Below are 18,891 nucleotides of genomic sequence, written 5' to 3' on the forward strand. Positions count from 1 at the left end.
TTGACAATAAACCTGTATTAATCGGCTAAGTTAGTTATGTATCTATATCATTTTGGGTTAAAAGAATTACCTTTTACTTTAACGCCAAATACTAACTTTTATTTAGGGCTTGAACCGCATAATGAAGCATTAGCCGTATTAACGACGGCTTTAAAGACAGGCGAAGGCTTTATTAAAGTTGTGGGTGAAGTAGGCACAGGTAAAACGCTGTTGTGCCGTAAACTACTTAATGAGATTCCAGAGCATTTTGTTACGGCTTATATTCCAAATCCTTATTTAAAACCGGATGAGCTGAGGCGAGCCGTTGCTGTAGAGCTTGGCGTTAAGCAAGCGCAGCGAATGTCAGTGCAATTATTAACACAACGTATTCAACAACGATTACTTGAGTTACATAATCAAGGACATTCTGTGGTGTTAATTTTAGATGAATCTCAAGCGTTACCCGCTGAGAGTTTAGAAGCGTTGCGTCTATTTACCAATTTAGAAACAGAAACCCGTAAGCTGTTACAAGTAGTGTTATTTGCACAGCCGGAGTTAGATCATCGCTTGAATGAAGAAGCATTTCGACAATTAAAACAACGAATTACTTTTTCATATAACTTAAGAACGATGGATAGTGAAGAAGTTGAAAGCTATATTCACCACCGCATGCAGGTTGCTGGTTATAAAGGTGCCACTTTGTTTACTCGGCAGTTATGTAAAAAAATTGCAAAAGTCACCAAAGGTACACCAAGATTAGTGAATATTGTGTGCCATAAAATGTTGATGTTAAGTTATGGACAAGGCCAATATAAAATGAACAATAAACACCTTAAAATGGCTTGTCATGATACCGAAGCAATAGTAATGCATGACTATAAATTCATTATCATATTCAGTCTTTGTGTCATTATCAGTGTGGTTTTATTTATGGCCTATTATTGGGGAGCACTGACATGAGTGTGATTAATCAAATGCTAAAAGATTTGGATGATCGCCAAAGCGATCTTCAACATTCACAATCAGCTCAAATACCGCAGAAAAAACAGCGCACATCGTGGAAGTTAATTACCTTTTTCGTCATTATAGTGATTGTACTCAATATTGCTGGTGTGTTTATTTGGCAGTTATACAGTGAAAATCAATCATTGAAGAGTGCTTATGAGCCTTTAAATGCTAATAAGCAACGAGATATAGAGTACAAAAAATCTCAAACGTTAACGAATCGTTTAGAGCAAAAAACGCCAATAAGCAAGTCTGAAATAAGCACGGTTAAAAAAGAAGAAATTGTACTCTCTGACCTTGAAAATACATCACTTTCAAAAAATGTTGAAAGCCATCCTGAGGTAACAGTTGGAAATGAACCGTTAATAAACCAAAAAATTGACGCAGCGATTGAAAAAGATCCACAACCAATAAATCAAAAAGCTATTCAAACCACGAATAATAATAACGTTCTTGTAAATAAAGTAGCGGAAGATGCCGTGAACGATAAAGCAACGAGTAAACCTACTTTATCAATTTCGCGCAAACAATTAACGCCGGTAGAATTGACGCAACAAAAAATTGATCAAGCAGAGCAAGCATTGGCTGAAAATAAATTATCAAGAGCTGAGCAATTATTTGAAGATGTAATCTTGATGATACCAGAGCATAAAATTGCCCGGAAAAAGTTAGCGGCTTTATGGTTTGGTAGACAAGCATACCAATCAGCAATTAATTTACTATCTCAAGGTATTCAGCTATACCCTGAAGATAGAGAGTTTCGTTTAATGAAAGCTCGCATCTACTTTAATCAAGGTCAAACAACCGCTGGGGTGAATACTTTGAAAGCTTTACCTAAAGTAGAAAATGTAGAATATCAAGCGTTATTGGCCAGTCATGCCCAACAAATATCACAGTTTGATATAGCTGCAAGGGCTTATCAGTTATTAACAACACTTGAGCCCAATGCCGGTAGATGGTGGCTAGGTTTAGCCGTTGCTCATGATAGCAATAGTGAATTTGAACAGGCGACACGCGCTTATCAACAGGCGACTACTAAGAATGATCTTTCTGAAAATGCAAAGCAATTTGCTCGTCAGCGTGTTCAAGAGCTAGGAGAATAATTAAAATGGCGGCACCTAAATTAAAAATGCGGTTGGGTGATTTATTGGTACATGAACATATCATTACCAATGAACAGTTAATGCAAGCGTTAAATAGTCAAAAATCAACAGGTAGAAAACTTGGTGATACCTTGATTGAATTAGGGCATATTGCCGAACGCCAATTACTCGAGTTTTTAGCCCAGCAATTAGACGTCCCATTTTTAGATATTAGTCAACGAAGAATTGATCCCGCAGTAGCAAAACTTCTACCTGAAGTACATGCCCGTCGCTTGCGAGCTGTTATTATAGAAGATCAAGGAGATTCCGTCCTGTTAGGGATGAGTGATCCGGCTGATTTAAGTGGCTTAGATCAATTAGAACAAATGTTAGCCCCTAAAGCATTAAAGCTTGCGGTTGTGATGGAGTCGCAATTGTATGACGCTTTTGATGGTTTATATCGTCGAACGGCTGATATTGAATCGTTTGCCAGTCAGTTAGAAGAAGAATACGAACAAACTACCGACTTTGATTTAAGTACCTCTTTTGTTGATGAAGGGGGCGATGCAACGGTTGGGAAATTACTGCAATCGGTATTTGAAGACGCCGTGCAAATGCGCGCATCAGATATTCATATTGAACCCGACGAGCATTTATTACGTATTCGTCAACGTATTGATGGGGTATTACAGGAAAACGTTTTAAAAGAAAATAAAATTGCTTCAGCCATGGTATTGCGTTTAAAACTAATGGCAGGTTTAGATATTTCTGAAAAACGTCTTCCTCAAGATGGCCGTTTTAATTTACAAATCAAAGGTCATTCAATTGACGTGCGTATGTCAACTATGCCTGTTCAACATGGTGAGTCAGTGGTAATGCGTTTACTCGATCAGTCTGCAGGTTTGTTGTCTCTAGATGAAACCGGTATGCCAGAAGATTTAGTCAAGCGGGTAAGAAATCAAATTTCTCGTCCACATGGTATGATTCTCGTAACTGGACCAACTGGTAGTGGTAAAACAACGACACTGTATGGTGCGTTAAGTGAGTTAAACCAATCTAGTAAGAAAATTATTACCGTTGAAGACCCTGTTGAGTATCGATTACCTCGGGTAAATCAGGTGCAAGTTAATAGCAAAATAAACCTAACATTTTCAGGGGTACTGAGAACCGCGTTGCGTCAAGATCCTGATATTTTGATGGTAGGTGAGATGCGTGATCATGAAACCGTAGAAATAGGCCTACGTGGTGCATTAACCGGTCACTTGGTATTATCAACTTTGCATACCAATGATGCTATCACGAGTGCGTTACGGTTAATGGACATGGGAGCTGCTGGCTTTTTAGTGGGTAGTTCGTTACGAGCGGTAATAGCACAACGACTTGTGCGGAAAATTTGCGATAAATGTCAGGAAGATTACCAGCCTAGCAGTCAAGAAAAATTGTGGCTAAACCACCTCGCTGGTGACGCAGCCAATAGTGCAAGCTTTAAACAAGGCAAAGGTTGTCAAACTTGCCAATATACCGGTTACAAAGGACGTATAGGTGTTTTTGAGTTATTAGAAATGAATGAGCCGATGATGGCGGCTTTAAAACGTGAAGATGCCGAAAGCTTTACCGAGCTCTCCAAAGCAAATCCAACCTTTACTCCGTTAGCGGTGGCGGCCTTTAATTATGCCAACCAAGGTATTACAACGGTTGAAGAAGTCCTTCGTTTAGTCGAAATAGTTGATGTGAAAGAGTAGTTGAATGGCAGCATTTAGTTATATTGGTCGTAATTCCCAAGGAGCCCAAGTCAAAGGCTCTATTGATGCGCCGAACGCAAATGCCGCCGCCGAGCAATTGTCACGGCAGCAAATTATTCCGATATCTATCGAACAAGCAAAAAAACTGACCGACAATTCCGGGGATCTCGGGCAGATAGATATAGGTGATTTATTAGGGTTTTCAGCGATATCATTAGATGACTTAATTGTTTTTTGTCGGCAAATGTATGCATTAGTGCGTTCGGGCGTTCCTATTTTGCGTGCGATAAATGGTATGGCAGAATCGAGTAATTCCCCCAAACTTAAAGTGGCGTTAGCTGAGATAGCAACTCAACTTGAAGGTGGTTATGAACTTTCTTCCGCGTTACATCAACACCCAAAATTGTTTTCCCCACTTTTTGTATCATTAGTGCATGTCGGTGAAAATACTGGCCAACTTGATGAAGCGTTTAGTAAATTAGCCAGTTACTTTGAGCGCGAACAAGATACCCGTAAACGAATAAAAACAGCCTTACGTTATCCGTCTTTTGTTTTAGGGGCGATAGCCATCGCGATTGTTATTTTGAATATTTTTGTTATACCGACATTTGCGAATATGTTTTCAAAATTAGGGGCTGACTTACCATGGGCGACGAAAGCTCTCATCTCAAGTTCTAATTTTTTCTTAGATTATTGGCCACACTTACTGGTGGTATGTATAGGTGTTTTCTTTGGTTTAAGGGCGTATTTAAAAACAGAAAAAGGCTTATACCAATGGGACAGAATAAAAACAAGATTACCCATTGTAGGCTCTATCATTGAACGTTCAATACTTTCTCGCTTCTCACATAGTTTTGCTATCGTATTAAAAGCAGGGGTTCCGATGACATCCGGATTAACGCTTGTTTCTGATGCAGTTGATAATACCTATATGAGTGAAAAAATTATTGCCATGCGTACCGGAATAGAAAGTGGTGATAGTTTATTACGCTCAGCCGTTGGCAGTAAATTATTCACGCCGTTAGTGTTGCAAATGATCGCAGTAGGTGAAGAAACCGGACGAGTGGATGAACTACTTGAAGAAGTCGGTGATTACTACGAACGTGAAGTTGATTATGAATTGGGCACCTTAACGGCAAAAATTGAACCTATCTTGATCGCGATTGTAGCGTCAATGGTCTTAATTTTAGCTTTAGGTATATTTACACCTATGTGGGACATGATGTCGGCATTTAAGGGTAAATAATGACCAAATATGCCGGGGTAAATAATCGTGAAAAAACGCTCGGTGAAAATGTACTTATTATCGCGTTAATTGCGGTATTAATGGCGAGTTTTTTATATTACTTTTTTAAACAAGAACGCCAATTAACAGAGGTAGGGTTTGATGCGGTAGCGCGTAATTTTTCTGCCAGTGTTTTAGCGATTAGAGCGCAATGGTTTATGGATGGTCAGCCGGATGAAATTGATTTAAAGGAAACCGGCAAACCGGGTGTCACCTTAAAGGTGAACCAACAAGGTTGGCTTGATTTTGACGATGATAATGAAAAGTGTCAAAAAATTTGGGTAGCGTTAATGGCAACAGACTTGTTTTTTATGAACCAACCCATTGCTGTACTTGAAATTCAAACTCACAGCACTGAGAGTAAAGCGATAAACAATAAATTTGTCACTATTTGCCGGTATAGTTTACCTACTGGAGAAAGCTTTGATTATAATCTGGCAAATGGAAAAGTAAGTGTTAACAATCGTAGTTAAGCATTGGCTTTGATGACGTGTTATTTTGATTAATCTCAATTGTGAATGAAATAATGCAAACTTATTAACGAATTAAGTGACTTAGCTAGTGAAACGTTGTTAGAATCAATTTATATAAGATTGTTAGAAAAGAATATTAGAGGTTGATATGAAAAAACAGTCAGGTTTTACCCTTATAGAATTAGTGATTGTTGTGGTTATTCTAGGCTTTTTGGCGGTCACGGCAATTCCTAAGTTTCTTGATCTTACCGACCAAGCTAAGCAAGCTAATATTGAAGGCATGGCTGGAGGGTTTGCAACTGCGGTTTCGTTAACGCGTGCTCAATGGGAAGCGGAAGGTCGTCCTCAAGACACTAACACAAACTTTGTTAATTATGATGGCTCAGCGTTGTATTTAACAACACCAGCAACCAATACCAATGCTTTTCGACCAGGTTACCCTATGGGATTAACTACTACTGGCGCGAATAATGGTAATATGAACACAACTCGATGTATTGAAGTATGGAATAATATTCTGGCTCAACCTCCGTCAATTTCTGACACGGCGGCTGATCTGAACAACGGTGCGAATATTGACTATTTCGTTGTGCAATCAGTAGGTACGGGGAGTAACGGTAATAACACGTGTATCTTTTACTTAAAAGAGTCTTTACCAAAGTCGGGTGGCTCATTTGTTACGCCTACAACAACTGCTCAGGGTAATAATTTTACTTACGACCCAGCTTCAAGCACAGTAGCAATTACTATTAATAATTAATCAACAAATTCTATTCAAGAGTAAGGTAGTTAAATGAAAAATTTATCGAATATAAAGACAAAAAACCAAGGCTTCACGCTAATAGAATTAGTGGTAGTTATTGTGATTCTAGGTATTTTAGCGGCAACTGCAGCACCTAAGTTTATTGATTTAACTGGTGATGCGAAAGCATCAGTTATGGAAGGTGCGTTAGGGAGTATTGAAAGTGCTGTCAGTATGGTACATGCCAAATCATTAGTACAAGGGAAAGCAACAGGCAACAACACGGTTATAATCAATAGTCTTTATTATGCTGTAGCAAATGGCTACCCTCGTGCGGCGAATTTAGGAACTGGTGCTGGTGATACCGCAGCTAATGCAATTGGGATTTTAGGGTTGATTGATATAGACTCTTCAGCTTCTGGTGATTTTGTCGTTACCGATGCTACACCTGCTCTTATTCAACATCGAAGTGCAACTACCGCGGCAAACTGCCAAATCTCTTACCCAGACTCTACAGGTTCTGGTGTTAGACCTGATATTACTATTACTACGTCAGGCTGTTAATTCTTGCCATTATGGTAAAATTTGATATCTTCAAAGGAGAGCATTGCTCTCCTTTTTTAATGTATTTTAAAGTGATTTGTAGATGAAAAGTAAAGGTTTTACGCTAATCGAGTTAATAGTTGTCATTGTCATTCTAGGCATTCTTGCCGCAACGGCCGCGCCGAAATTTATTAATTTAGAAGCCGATGCACACACCGCCACATTACAGGCTGTGAAAGCGTCTATGGAAGGTGCATCTGCTCTGGTTTACGGTAAAGCGATAGTTAAAGGCATTCATAACGAGCCAAGTTCTTTCCCGGCATTACCTTCAATAACTATTGCTGGCGGGGTTACTGTTTATACTCATTATGGTTATCCATTAGGCACAGATACAGAGTGGAAAAAATTAATAGATTACGACACTGATGCCTTTAGTATGCAAAAGTCAACCGACTCAACCAGAGTGTATGTTTATCGAACAGGTGATCCCGTACCTACTTCAACGAGTGATGCCTGCATAGTTCATTACACTCGTTCTACAGGTGCCAATACTAAACCTATCATTGGCGTTAACAAGTGTAACTAAATCAAGGTACTTGTATGAGACCTAAAATCGTTCCCAGTAAGCAGATAAAATCATCTGGTTTTACCTTGATTGAATTACTTGTGACTATCATTATTTTAGGTATTTTATCGGCAACGATAGTACCAAGAATGTTTTCCACTAATGGTTTTGAAGCATACGCATATCGTACCGAAGTTATATCAACATTGCGTAATATTCAGCTTAGAGCAATGCAGCAAACCGTTGATACGGCCATTTGCCGACAAATAAAAATATCGAATGATAATAAAATAATTGGTTTACTTAAAACCGATACCGATAAGGCAAATAACTGTGATACAAACTTATGGCAAGATGCGCAAGCTGGTGAAACTACAAGTGTTGAAGTAGATGCTGATCATACGGTGACTTTTACTTATAGCGATACTGGAGTATTTTCTTTTGATCAAATGGGCCGTCCTGTTGACTGTGCTGCGCCTTGTGAAATTTATATTGAAGGTGAAGAAACGTTAACCATTACCATTGAACCAGAAGGATACATTCATGCGTCCTAATTTGGCTCGTTTTAACATGTGCAGTTATCGTAATTCCTTGGTTTCAGGTTTTACTTTAATAGAAACGGTTATTGGTATTGTGGTTTTATCGATAGCCTTTTCAGTATTAATCACGTTAATTTATCCGATGACAGAACAAAGTGCTGATCAACTTCATCAAATTAAAGCGGCTGAACTCGGCCAGTCGATGCTCAACGAGATCCAACAAAAAGCCTTTGATGAGAACTCAGATAAGACGGGTGGACTCATTCGATGTGGTGAAACTTCAGCCCCTGCTTGTAGCACTATTATGGGATCGGAAGGTGAAACCAGAGGGACCTATGATGACGTTGATGATTATAATGAGATCAACCATGGAAATGATATTGAAAACTCATTGAATGATCATTCTCTTGATGCCTTATATATCGGTTATAGCGTCGATGTGACTGTATGTAACGATGGTGATTATAATGGCCAATGTGATGCAACAACCAATATTGCTAAATTGATCACCGTAACAGTTAAAACACCAACAGGTTTTGATATTGTTTTTTCCACGTATCGAGCAAATTTCTGATGAGTCGACCAATCGCTAAAAAGCAATCAGGCTTTACACTTGTAGAATTAGTTACCGTTATTGTTATTCTCGGTATACTTGCCGTTGGAATGAGTAATTTTTTACAGTTTGGTAGTCGAATTTTTACCGAAACGAGTGCTCGTGACCAATTGGTGTCATCGGCACGATTTGCTATTGAGCGTCTAAATCGTGAAGTTCGCCATGCAGTACCTAATAGCGCTAAAGTTGATAATGCTAGCGGCAATTGTTTGTCATTTTTTCCAACCATTGCTAGTACTATATATAACGACATACCTGTATCACCAGAGGCAAACAGCAATACAATCACTATAATACCATTTGATGATAGTGATATTGCTTTGGCTAACCATGTGATCGTTTATCCTTTGATGGCGTCAGATTTTACCCCTTCCGCTAATACTAAATTCCATGCGTTTAACTTACCTATTGATAAGACTCTGACGCCGTGGGAGTTAAGTTTCTCTTCACCGGTTACTTTTGCCACTGACTCTCCAACCCAAAGAATATTTTTCTATGGAAATGAAGTCAGTTATTGTGTGGTTGGTACGCAACTTATTCGAACCTCCGATGGCAATAGTTCATTAATGGCAGATGATATTCTAAATTACTATAATGCTAATAATGTCGCAGCATTTAAGCTAACGGAAGCCAGCCAAACAAGAAACGCCACTATTCAAATACGATTACTCTTTGGTGTGAACGGCGAAGAGAGCGGTGAACAAGTCACGTTTAATAACGAAATACAGGTGCCGAATGTTCCTTGATGTATCTAATACTAAAGATTCTCTCAATAAGTCGTTCAACAAGCGAAGCAAGGTTATTAAATTGCACAAGCAAAGTGGTAGCTCACTGGTGATCGCAATCTTTGTTATCGTGATAATTTCAATGTTAGGTGCAGCATTAGTGAAAATGATACGCTCAAGTTCAGACAGTATTGTTTATGAAGTGTTAGGCACACGCGCTTATAATGCGGCACAAATTGGCCTACAGTGGCAATTACAGCAATTATTTCCACTTGATAATACTAACCAATTAACTTGCGCGGCCGTGTCAAACAACCCTCCTGACATAAGTAGTCATGCTGGTTTAGAACATTGCCAGGTTAATGCGCCTATCAGCTGTAATGATGAAGGAGAGATATTAGGTACACGGTATTATACTATAACGAGCACTGGGCAATGCGAAGTTGCCGGTGTTATAACTTCAAGAACATTAGAGGTGCAAGCACGTTCTTTGTAACTGTTATTTAACAAAAAAGTGTAAAAACATTTTACACTTTGTTTATTATGGAAAAAAGTTGTTTTTATAAGTAATTGAATTTCATGCTGTTTTTGATGTTGGCTCACTAGTTGCATTACTATGAGCAATTGTAAAGTTGTCTAATCATTAATACGAGGTTTTTTAATGTTTAAGTTTGCTATTAGCGTTTTATTTGCACTTTCATTGTTTGTTTCAAACGCGTCAAATGCGTCTATTCTTTTTGTTGATTATTCAGGTGACTATACTGAAGATAAGCTAACGTCTGATTTACTCGATATTAATTTTATTAATATTGGTGATTGGGACTACGTATGGGCATCGCCTGTTAACACTGAATTTTGGGATAGTGATGGTGATCACCTTTATGATAATCGCTTACTAACGGCAGACTTCCAGTTAAACTGGCAAGAAGCACAAGATTGGCAATTACAATTGTTACGTGATTTAGGGGTTGAAGCCTTTTTTAATGAAGAGACTGGCGAATATATTGAAGCAGTCAAATATTGGAATACAGGTTTCACTGGATTATCTTCAAGTATTGCCACTCCTGATGCGGTGACAACTTCTGATTTTGCTTCTGGATTTATTAGTAGTGCATTCAATGGAATTGGTTTTGATTTCGCTGATACGTTTTATGTTCGCGAAGCTTCTAAGCGCCCAGATGCAATTTCAACTCAAGTACCAGAGCCGGCGACTTTATTAATTTTTTCATTTGCGTTAATTGCTTTGTCGTTAAGAGCCCGATTCATAAAATAATAAATTTTATAGCTAGTTTCATGAAATTTAGCCTTGCAGGATGCAAGGCTTTTTCTTTTTTAGTCACCATAAAAATAGAAATATCTACATAAATACAAGTCGTTACTTGTGAAAATATAGGGTTAAGAGTAACTTTAGCGTATAGTTATAAATATGTTTGACGCTTGGGCCGCTTTAAATGCTTGCACGTTATTTTACTTTTTGTTTTCTTATTATCTTCTTTCATGCATCTGTTGATGCTTCTGAATGTTTGTCTGTTTTCCCTGATTACTATAACCAAGCCAATACTTCTAGCGAGCAATTAAGTAATTTTCCGACTAATAATTCTGGAGCATATCTAACCGATGGCACCACGCTTACTCGTGGCGATAATTATTATTTAGGTTCTACAGTTGGGAATAATGGCCAAATTTATGTTGGTCCAATTTCAGGGGGAGAAACGTCTGCACGCTTGTTTTTTCGTGGCTCTGTTTCTTGGCAAAACGTACGGATAAATGAAAGTGGCAACCCGCAAGATTTAATTATTGTTGTTGATGGTAGCTTATCAATTAGTGGCAGTAATACGCTAATTAACGCCATCATCTACGTAAAAGGGTCATTAACGGTCAATAATGGTACTTTTAATGGTGCGTTAGCTTCGGTGGGGTCTGCTAGTGGCTCGGCTAATTTTAATTATGATGAAAGTTATATCAAAAATGCCGATTTTAATGGAATGTGTGAAGGGGCGGTACAGGCGAGTACAGAATATCGTTTTGATGAAACAAGTTACGACGGTTCAACGAATGAAGTCATCGATAGCATAAGTGGTATGCATGGCCGTGCTCTTTCAACTCAACCATCACAAGGAAAAGTGTGTAATGCCGCTGATTTATCTGCAACGGGCACTTCAGATTATTTGATCCTCGATGAAAATATTTTACATGGTAAAACAGACTTTACCGTTTCATTATGGGCGCAAACCGCAAAAACTTCTAATCAGAGCATATTGTCGGGTGCAGGATCAGGTAGTAGTAATGAGTTAATTTTTTGGTTTATTAACAGCGCAAATTTCCGACCTTATTTAAAAGGTAGTTATAATGGCTCCATACCTACAACGTCTATTGCGGATTATGATTGGCATCATTTAGTGTGGACTCGCTCAGGAAACCAAAACTGCTTATATCGCGATAACGTCATGCAAGGTTGTAATACGCTGACTACTTCTGCACTGAACATTCAAAGCTTAATTTTAGGGCAAGAACAAGACAGCATTGGCGGAGGTTTTTCTTCTTCTCAAGGATGGGAAGGAAAAATTGATGAATTATTGGTTTTTGATAGTGCGATTAGCGCTAGTGAGATAAGCCAAATTTATACAAATCAAAATGCAGGTTTAGGTTATGACGGCACTGCACGAACTTGTCCTCCAGTTCCTGAGCCCACCCCTATTGCTGAATACCGATTTGATGAAACGAGTTACTATGAATACCCTAATGAAGTACTTGACAGTATAGGTGAATTTCATGGCGTAACCTCAAATATACAACCTGATGATGGTTTCCTATGTAATGCTGCCGATTTATCATCAACAGGTATTTCTGATTATATTACATTAGATAATTCTGTCTTAAACGGTCAAAATAATTTTTCAATTTCTGTTTGGGCAAAAACACAAAAAACAGGGCCACAAAGTATAATGTCGGGAGCAAGTCCAGGAAGTGTTAATGACTTAATTATGTGGTTTACTTCACATACCAAGTTTTCGCCATTTCTAAAAGATTCTAGTAATGGCAGTGTCTCAATAAGTTCAATCGCTGATAATAATTGGCATCATTTAGTGTGGACTCGTTCTGGCTCACAAAACTGTTTATATATTGATAAAGCTTTGCAAGGCTGTAGAGCTCTTTCTTCTTCAGCGCTTAATATTGATAGTTTAGTTCTTGGGCAAGAACAAGACAGCGTTGGTGGAAATTTCGATTCAAATCAATCATGGAACGGTTTTTTAGACGAGTTAGTCATCTTTGATGGTGTAATTAATCAAGCTCAAATAACCGAGATTTACGATAATTACCAAGGTGGCTTTGGGTACGATGGCGCAAATAGAACATGTCCGGTTACTTCATTATTAGCACATTACCAAATGGAAGAGTCTACATGGTCTGGGAATGCCAATGAAGTTATTGACCAAACAGGAAACGTTAATGCGACCGCTATTAATGGGCCTGTTACTGCTAACGATAGTCCTGCAATATCAGGTAACCCAGGAACTTGTGCTTACGGTACTTTTGATGGAATTGATGACTATATTGAATTAGACAACAGTTTTGATAATTTGCAAGAAAGTTTTACGATTACGGCGTGGATTAACCCAAGTAATGTGAACTCTGGCTCTAGGATTTTTATTGACGATGAAAACAACAGTAATGGTTTCGGATTTAGTTTAGGTGATCCTGGTAATGGTAAATTAAGGTTTTATTCTCGAGGGGTAAATCCTGTTAGTGTTGACACAGTTAGTTCTATTTCGCCAAATACTTGGACCTTTGTCACAGCAGTACACGATAGTATTGCGAAAACACGACAAATTTATATTAATGGTGTTGCGCAAACGATCACCGGTGGCAGTACTCGTAATACCTATACAGGGAATTGGGGCGTTGATATCGGCCCTGCAACAATCGGTGGTGAAACAGACTCAGGAGAGACTAATAATCGCTTTACCGGAAACATGGATGAAGTGAGAGTTTATCAAGGTGCATTATCACCAGGAGAAATAGCTGATATTTATGCCGAAACGCATCCTTGCCCGTTGCCATCGGTTAATCATTATCAAATCATTCATGATGGCAACGGCCTAACGTGTGAACCTGAAACGATTACAGTAAAAGCCTGTACTAATATATATGACGGTACCTGTGTCTTAAGTAGTGATACGGTAACGCTAGATGTGGTCGCTACCGGTAGTTCAGTGATCACTAATAACCTGACATTTACCGGTTCAACCACCACTAATATTGCGTATACCACGCCAGAAACCGTAGTGCTTTCACTGGCGAATCCAACTATAGCCCCTGAAAGTGCAACCGTGTGTAACGATAACAGTGCCGGCAGCTGTAATTTAGTGTTTGCTGATGCGGAGTTTGTTTTCTTAAATGGTGGCAATGCAGCTAATGTGATTGATAACCAGATTTCAGGGAATACATTTAATACGTTAGAAATTAAAGCAGTAAAAACCAATACAACAACTGGAGAATGTGAAGGGATATTTACTGGCAATGTTGATGTTGATTTTTCTCAGGAGAACATCACGCCTGACAATACTAATCCGGGGAATAATTTTGAAATTAATGGGCTTCCTATAGTTAAAGGTTCGAGTCCCTCAACGAGTGTCACTTTAAACTTTGGTAGTGATAGCATCGCAACTATCCCTTCACCTCGATATTTAGATGCGGGTCAAATCCAATTACACGCCAGTTATAGTGATTCAAATATTAATTTAGAGGGAAGTTCACTATCGTTTTGGGTCAGGCCGAGCTATTTTCAAATTGATGCGACTTCATGTAAGGATGAAGTCGGCGGTTGTACTGCTAACTCAACGACAACTCACAAAGCAGGTGATAACTTCGCTTTCACCGTGACTGCTTATAACAGCCAAGATGGTATAACTCAGAATTATCGTCAGAGTGATGGCCAGCTACAATTAAAAGTAACGCGGGTGTTACCGAATGTTGCTGGAAGTGTTGAAGGCGTATTTAGTTATGCAAATGGTCAATCTCGTTCTACTGCAAGTGGAGGATTTTCCAATGCAACCTTGGAAGATTTTTATAGTAACTCGTATGGCATTTCAACGTTTGCTAATGCGCAATATAACGAGGTAGGCGTGATTAATGTCGATGTGCAAGATTTTAATTATGGGGGAGAAAACTTAGTTGTTGAAGCGCAAGATATTGATATTGGACGCTTCACTCCTCATCACTTTAGGCAAACGATAGAAGTAGGTCACGCTGGTAGCTTAATTGCTAATCATGACACAAGTTGTAACAGCGAGGATTGGGTATATAGCGGACAAACAACCGCGGGTATTGGAAGTATTCGTTATGATTTATTACGACCTACTTTGACGGTTACCGCCTATAATGCCGCGAATCTTCCGACAGAAAATTATCGAGGTGCTTTTGTTAAATTAGCCAATGATGATGTTACATTCGGTGTTGTTAGTTCAACTCATGCCAATACATTGCCTTTGACGGGTGTGGTTTCTATGGATGGCAGTATAACCGATTCTATTGACAATACTGCAATTGCTAAAGGCTCAGTAGAGTATGAATTATCTGACCAACACCATTTTACATACACCCGAAATGCAGCGAGTAAAGTAGCACCTTTTGACGCATCTTTTGAGATTCCAATAACTTCGATTATTGATAACGACAATATCAGCTTAAAACCTTCTGATGGTTCGACAGATTATTTTGTGAATCCTAGTTTTAGTCTTGCTCAGTCAAATACGGTTAATGTTCGTTTTGGTCGTTGGAACATTGAGAATGCCTATGGTCCAGAAACAGAAAACTTACCGGTAGCGATGACCGCACAACAATGGAATGGGACCGCTTTTGAAACCAACAGCGATGAAAGCTGCCTTATTCCACAATACGCAGGTAAAGTAACATCAGGTAGTTTCTACGATCCATTGGTTGATTGGCAATATCGATTATTAGACACAACAGATGGTGAACCAATTACTCCAAGTGATACTGCTGTCACTATACCGGCTCCGCTTTCGCCATTTGTTCAAGGGGAGTATCAACAATTTATCTTCACGATTCCTGATAATGGTGTAACTAATCCACGTGGCTCTCTAGCATTTGAATATGCAGTGCCTACATGGTTAAAGTACGATTGGCAAAATCAAGATGGCACCTTTGATGATAACCCTACTGGTACAATTACGTTTGGTTTATTCCGCGGCAATGATCGCATTATTTCTTGGCGAGAAGTGGGAAATTAAACTGAATTTATCCTTTTTTAGCTATTTGCTGAAAAAAAAGTAAAAAAACTACTGTTTTTTGCAAAATCATGCATCACATCGACTGAAGTCTGGGGTATGATGAGCAGCAATTATAAAAATAACTTCATTACGCTAGTGCAGATTGACACTAGTGAGATAGCAAGGACATAGAGATCATATGTTTAAAAAATTACGTGGCATGTTTTCTAACGATTTATCAATTGATTTAGGAACAGCAAATACCCTTATTTATGTTAAAGATCAGGGCATAGTTTTAAATGAGCCTTCAGTAGTCGCCATTCGTCAAGACAGATCCGGTGGCTCAAAAAGTGTTGCCGCAGTCGGTGCAGCAGCAAAACAAATGTTAGGCCGTACACCGGGAAATATTGAAGCAATTCGTCCGATGAAAGATGGGGTTATTGCTAACTTTTTCGTCACTGAAAAAATGTTGCAGTATTTTATTAAACAAGTGCATAGCAATAACTTTTTACGCCCAAGTCCACGTGTCTTGGTATGTGTGCCTTGTGGTTCTACGCAAGTTGAACGTCGAGCGATTCGTGAATCAGCCTTAGGAGCGGGGGCTCGTGAAGTTTATTTGATTGACGAACCTATGGCAGCGGCGATTGGTGCTGGCATGCCTGTTTCAGAAGCAACAGGTTCAATGGTTGTTGATATTGGTGGTGGTACAACAGAAGTGGGGATTATCTCACTTAACGGTGTGGTCTATTCTTCTTCAGTACGTATTGGTGGTGATAAGTTCGATGATGCGATTATCAATTATGTCCGTCGTAACTTTGGTAGTTTAATTGGTGAAGCGACCGCTGAACGTATCAAGCATGAAATAGGCTCGGCTTACCCAGGTGAAGAATTAATCGAAATTGAAGTGCGTGGTCGTAACCTAGCCGAAGGTGTGCCGCGTAGCTTTACATTGAACAGTAATGAAATACTAGAAGCCTTGCAAGAGCCTTTAACCGGTATTGTTAGTGCAATTATGGTGGCGTTAGAGCAATCACCGCCAGAATTAGCCTCAGACATTTCAGAGCGTGGCATGGTGTTAACTGGTGGTGGCGCATTATTGAAAGATTTAGATCGATTATTGATGGAAGAAACCGGTATTCCTGTGGTGGTTGCAGATGATCCGCTTACATGTGTAGCACGAGGTGGCGGTAAAGCATTAGAGATGATCGATATGCATGGTGGCGATCTTTTTTCTTACGAATAAATGCACTGATTTCTTCTTTGCTACTGGCTTTCATTTCTACTTCAAAAGTACTCATTGACTAACGTCAACTCCGTGCTTTTTCCTTGAATTGAAAGCCATTAGCGTCGAATAAAATAGCGCAAATTATGTATAATTTTGTTTATTTGGAAAATCTATTGGCTTGTAGCATTAATTTATGAATCCAATTTTTAAACATGGTCCATCCCCACAGCACCGACTCGTTCTGGTGCTGTTTTGTTCTGCTTTGTTGATTTTTTTTGATCATAAAGTCAATAGTTTCGAATCGGTTCGTGGTTATCTTCAATCTATGGTGAGTCCTTTGCAATACCTTGCCACTACACCAAAGCAATTAATTGATTGGAGCGTGGAAAATATTGTTACCCGCCGTCAACTCATTGCTGAAAATCAAGAATTTAAAACCAACGAATTGCGCTATCAAGAGCAATTAATGCAACTGAATATGCTTAAAAAAGAAAATGATCGTTTGCGTTCATTGCTCGCATCACCGGTTAGGGCTGATGCAAAAAAGATGGTGGCAGAAATTTTATCTGTGGATAGTGATCCATATTCTCATCAAGTTGTGATAAATCGTGGCGCTAACCAAGGCGTTTTTGAAGGTCAAGCTGTGATAGATGACCAAGGGATTGTTGGCCAAGTATTACACGTAGGCACAATTTCGAGTCGTGTTTTATTGATTACCGATGTTACGCATGCCGTGCCGGTTCGTATTAGTCGAAACGGTATTCGACTAGTGGCCAGCGGGACAGGAACCATAGATTTATTAACCCATAATTTTGTGCCTCATAGTACCGATGTTAAAGTGGGCGATTTATTAGTAACCTCTGGATTAGGCGGTAAATATCCTGAGGGATATCCAGTAGCGCGCGTTTCAGCCGTCAGACAAGATGAAACTCGCCCGTTTGCGCAAGTGCAAAGTGAGCCCGTCGCGCAGATAAACCGATTGCGTTATTTATTGTTATTATGGCCAGAAAAACCGACGAATATTTTCTCCTCCAAAGATGATTTAGCAGCAATAAGTGAGGGTGACGATGTTGGCACATAATGGCATTATCATTATTTTCACCTTATTAGTTGCCTTGATGGCGAGCATTATGCCTATGCCGTTAAGTGTGGATGCCTTTCGACCTGACTGGGTGCTGGTTGTTTTGCTTTATTGGTGTTTAGCTTTACCAACTCGAGTCAACGTTATTACTGCTTGGGTAATGGGGTTTTTATTAGATGTATTATTAGGCTCAGTACTTGGGCTTCATGCAGCTGCTATGGCTTTGTCTGTGTATATTGTTGCGGGTAATTTTCAAAAAATTAGAAACTTTTCAGTTTGGCAACAAGCCTTAATTGTAGGAGTGATCTCTGCTCTGTATCATTTATTGGTTTTTTGGTTTCAACGTTTTTTAACCGATGTCGTTTTTCTTCCTAGTTATTTATATCCGGTCTTTACCTCTATTGTTTTATGGCCATGGGTATTTTTATTGTTGCGAAAAGTTCGTCGTCATTTTCAAATTAAGTAATATGAAAAAACTTATTTTAGCATCTCAATCTCCCCGTCGTCGTGAGTTATTAGCGCAATTAGGCTACCAGTTTACTTGCTGTCCTGCTGATATTGATGAAACGGTACAATTACATGAATCTCCCAAAGAATATGTAGAGCGTTTAGCGTTGGAAAAGTCTGCGTGTATCGCAAAAGAACAGGCGGAGACTACGTTGGTTTTAGGATCTGATACTTGCGTTGTTTATCAAAATTGTATTTTGGGTAAACCTGAAAACCTAGCGCAAGCGACTGATCATTTAACTAGGTTGTCAGGTAATACCCATCAAGTGTTAACGGCAATTGCTGTTGTTCAGGGACAGTTCAGTAAAGCTGTGGTAGTTTGTACTGATGTTACGTTTAAAACGTTAACCACACAAGAAATCATCAACTATTGGCACACAGGTGAGCCGCAAGATAAAGCAGGATCTTATGGTATTCAGGGTATCGCCGGACAATTTGTGAAACACATTTGTGGCAGTTATTCTGCCGTTGTAGGTCTACCCTTATATGAAACAGCTCAATTATTAGCTGAATTTTCTTGTCCAACGCCTGTCCATAGTAGTTAACGTACAG

Annotated in this window: 18 protein-coding genes; all 18 read left to right on the forward strand. The window is 39.1% G+C overall.

Going from position 1 to position 18,891, the window contains the following annotated elements:
* Positions 1 to 36 precede the first annotated feature (36 nt).
* The 18 genes from RM573_RS06795 to RM573_RS06880 all read left to right on the forward strand — a co-directional run bounded on the left by RM573_RS06795 (position 37) and on the right by RM573_RS06880 (position 18,884).
* Positions 37 to 939 (forward strand): ExeA family protein, encoded by a 903-nt coding sequence (locus RM573_RS06795; protein WP_311579217.1) that lies wholly within the window; start codon positions 37 to 39, stop codon positions 937 to 939.
* Positions 936 to 2,087: a tetratricopeptide repeat protein gene (locus tag RM573_RS06800; protein ID WP_311579220.1), complete on the forward strand. Its 1,152-nt coding sequence runs from the start codon at positions 936 to 938 to the stop codon at positions 2,085 to 2,087. Before RM573_RS06795 ends, RM573_RS06800 begins: the two co-directional genes overlap by 4 nt.
* A 5-nt stretch (positions 2,088 to 2,092) precedes the next feature.
* Positions 2,093 to 3,808, forward strand: coding sequence for a GspE/PulE family protein (locus RM573_RS06805; protein WP_311579223.1), 1,716 nt, complete (start codon positions 2,093 to 2,095; stop codon positions 3,806 to 3,808).
* Between the two features lie 4 nt (positions 3,809 to 3,812).
* The gene (locus RM573_RS06810; RefSeq protein ID WP_311579226.1) at positions 3,813 to 5,054 is read left to right on the forward strand and encodes a type II secretion system F family protein; all 1,242 of its coding nucleotides are present in this window, start codon (positions 3,813 to 3,815) and stop codon (positions 5,052 to 5,054) included.
* Entirely contained in the window at positions 5,054 to 5,566 is a 513-nt protein-coding gene (locus tag RM573_RS06815) for a hypothetical protein (RefSeq protein ID WP_311579229.1), read from the forward strand. Before RM573_RS06810 ends, RM573_RS06815 begins: the two co-directional genes overlap by 1 nt.
* Positions 5,567 to 5,714: 148 nt before the next feature.
* Positions 5,715 to 6,326 (forward strand): type II secretion system protein, encoded by a 612-nt coding sequence (locus tag RM573_RS06820; protein WP_311579232.1) that lies wholly within the window; start codon positions 5,715 to 5,717, stop codon positions 6,324 to 6,326.
* Between the two features lie 33 nt (positions 6,327 to 6,359).
* A complete protein-coding gene (locus tag RM573_RS06825; protein WP_311579235.1) occupies positions 6,360 to 6,872 on the forward strand; it encodes a type II secretion system protein in 513 nt (170 codons plus the stop codon).
* 82 nt (positions 6,873 to 6,954) lie between these two features.
* The gene (locus RM573_RS06830) at positions 6,955 to 7,437 is read left to right on the forward strand and encodes a type II secretion system protein (RefSeq protein WP_311579238.1); all 483 of its coding nucleotides are present in this window, start codon (positions 6,955 to 6,957) and stop codon (positions 7,435 to 7,437) included.
* Positions 7,438 to 7,451: 14 nt separating this feature from the next.
* Complete coding sequence (locus RM573_RS06835; RefSeq protein ID WP_311579241.1) at positions 7,452 to 7,970, forward strand: prepilin-type N-terminal cleavage/methylation domain-containing protein; 519 nt, start codon at positions 7,452 to 7,454, stop codon at positions 7,968 to 7,970.
* A complete protein-coding gene (locus RM573_RS06840) occupies positions 7,960 to 8,529 on the forward strand; it encodes a type IV pilus modification PilV family protein (RefSeq protein WP_311579245.1) in 570 nt (189 codons plus the stop codon). Before RM573_RS06835 ends, RM573_RS06840 begins: the two co-directional genes overlap by 11 nt.
* Positions 8,529 to 9,314 carry a PilW family protein gene (locus RM573_RS06845; RefSeq protein WP_311579247.1) on the forward strand — a complete coding sequence of 262 codons (786 nt, stop codon included), beginning with the start codon at positions 8,529 to 8,531 and terminating at the stop codon, positions 9,312 to 9,314. Before RM573_RS06840 ends, RM573_RS06845 begins: the two co-directional genes overlap by 1 nt.
* A gap of 61 nt (positions 9,315 to 9,375) precedes the next feature.
* The gene (locus tag RM573_RS06850) at positions 9,376 to 9,789 is read left to right on the forward strand and encodes a hypothetical protein (protein ID WP_311579250.1); all 414 of its coding nucleotides are present in this window, start codon (positions 9,376 to 9,378) and stop codon (positions 9,787 to 9,789) included.
* A 165-nt stretch (positions 9,790 to 9,954) separates the two neighbouring features.
* Positions 9,955 to 10,566 carry a PEP-CTERM sorting domain-containing protein gene (locus RM573_RS06855; protein ID WP_311579253.1) on the forward strand — a complete coding sequence of 204 codons (612 nt, stop codon included), beginning with the start codon at positions 9,955 to 9,957 and terminating at the stop codon, positions 10,564 to 10,566.
* 178 nt (positions 10,567 to 10,744) lie between these two features.
* Complete coding sequence (locus tag RM573_RS06860) at positions 10,745 to 15,547, forward strand: LamG-like jellyroll fold domain-containing protein (RefSeq protein WP_311579256.1); 4,803 nt, start codon at positions 10,745 to 10,747, stop codon at positions 15,545 to 15,547.
* 178 nt (positions 15,548 to 15,725) lie between these two features.
* Entirely contained in the window at positions 15,726 to 16,769 is a 1,044-nt protein-coding gene (locus RM573_RS06865) for a rod shape-determining protein (protein WP_311579259.1), read from the forward strand.
* Positions 16,770 to 16,944: 175 nt separating this feature from the next.
* Complete coding sequence (mreC, locus tag RM573_RS06870; protein WP_311579262.1) at positions 16,945 to 17,832, forward strand: rod shape-determining protein MreC; 888 nt, start codon at positions 16,945 to 16,947, stop codon at positions 17,830 to 17,832.
* Positions 17,819 to 18,298 (forward strand): rod shape-determining protein MreD, encoded by a 480-nt coding sequence (gene mreD, locus RM573_RS06875; protein ID WP_311579265.1) that lies wholly within the window; start codon positions 17,819 to 17,821, stop codon positions 18,296 to 18,298. Before mreC ends, mreD begins: the two co-directional genes overlap by 14 nt.
* A gap of 1 nt (position 18,299) precedes the next feature.
* On the forward strand, positions 18,300 to 18,884 hold the full coding sequence (locus tag RM573_RS06880) for a Maf family protein (protein ID WP_311579269.1): 585 nt from the start codon (positions 18,300 to 18,302) through the stop codon (positions 18,882 to 18,884).
* Positions 18,885 to 18,891 lie beyond the last annotated feature (7 nt).

The organism is Thalassotalea castellviae, from assembly GCF_031846185.1.
Classification (GTDB): Bacteria; Pseudomonadota; Gammaproteobacteria; order Enterobacterales; family Alteromonadaceae; genus Thalassotalea_H; species Thalassotalea_H castellviae.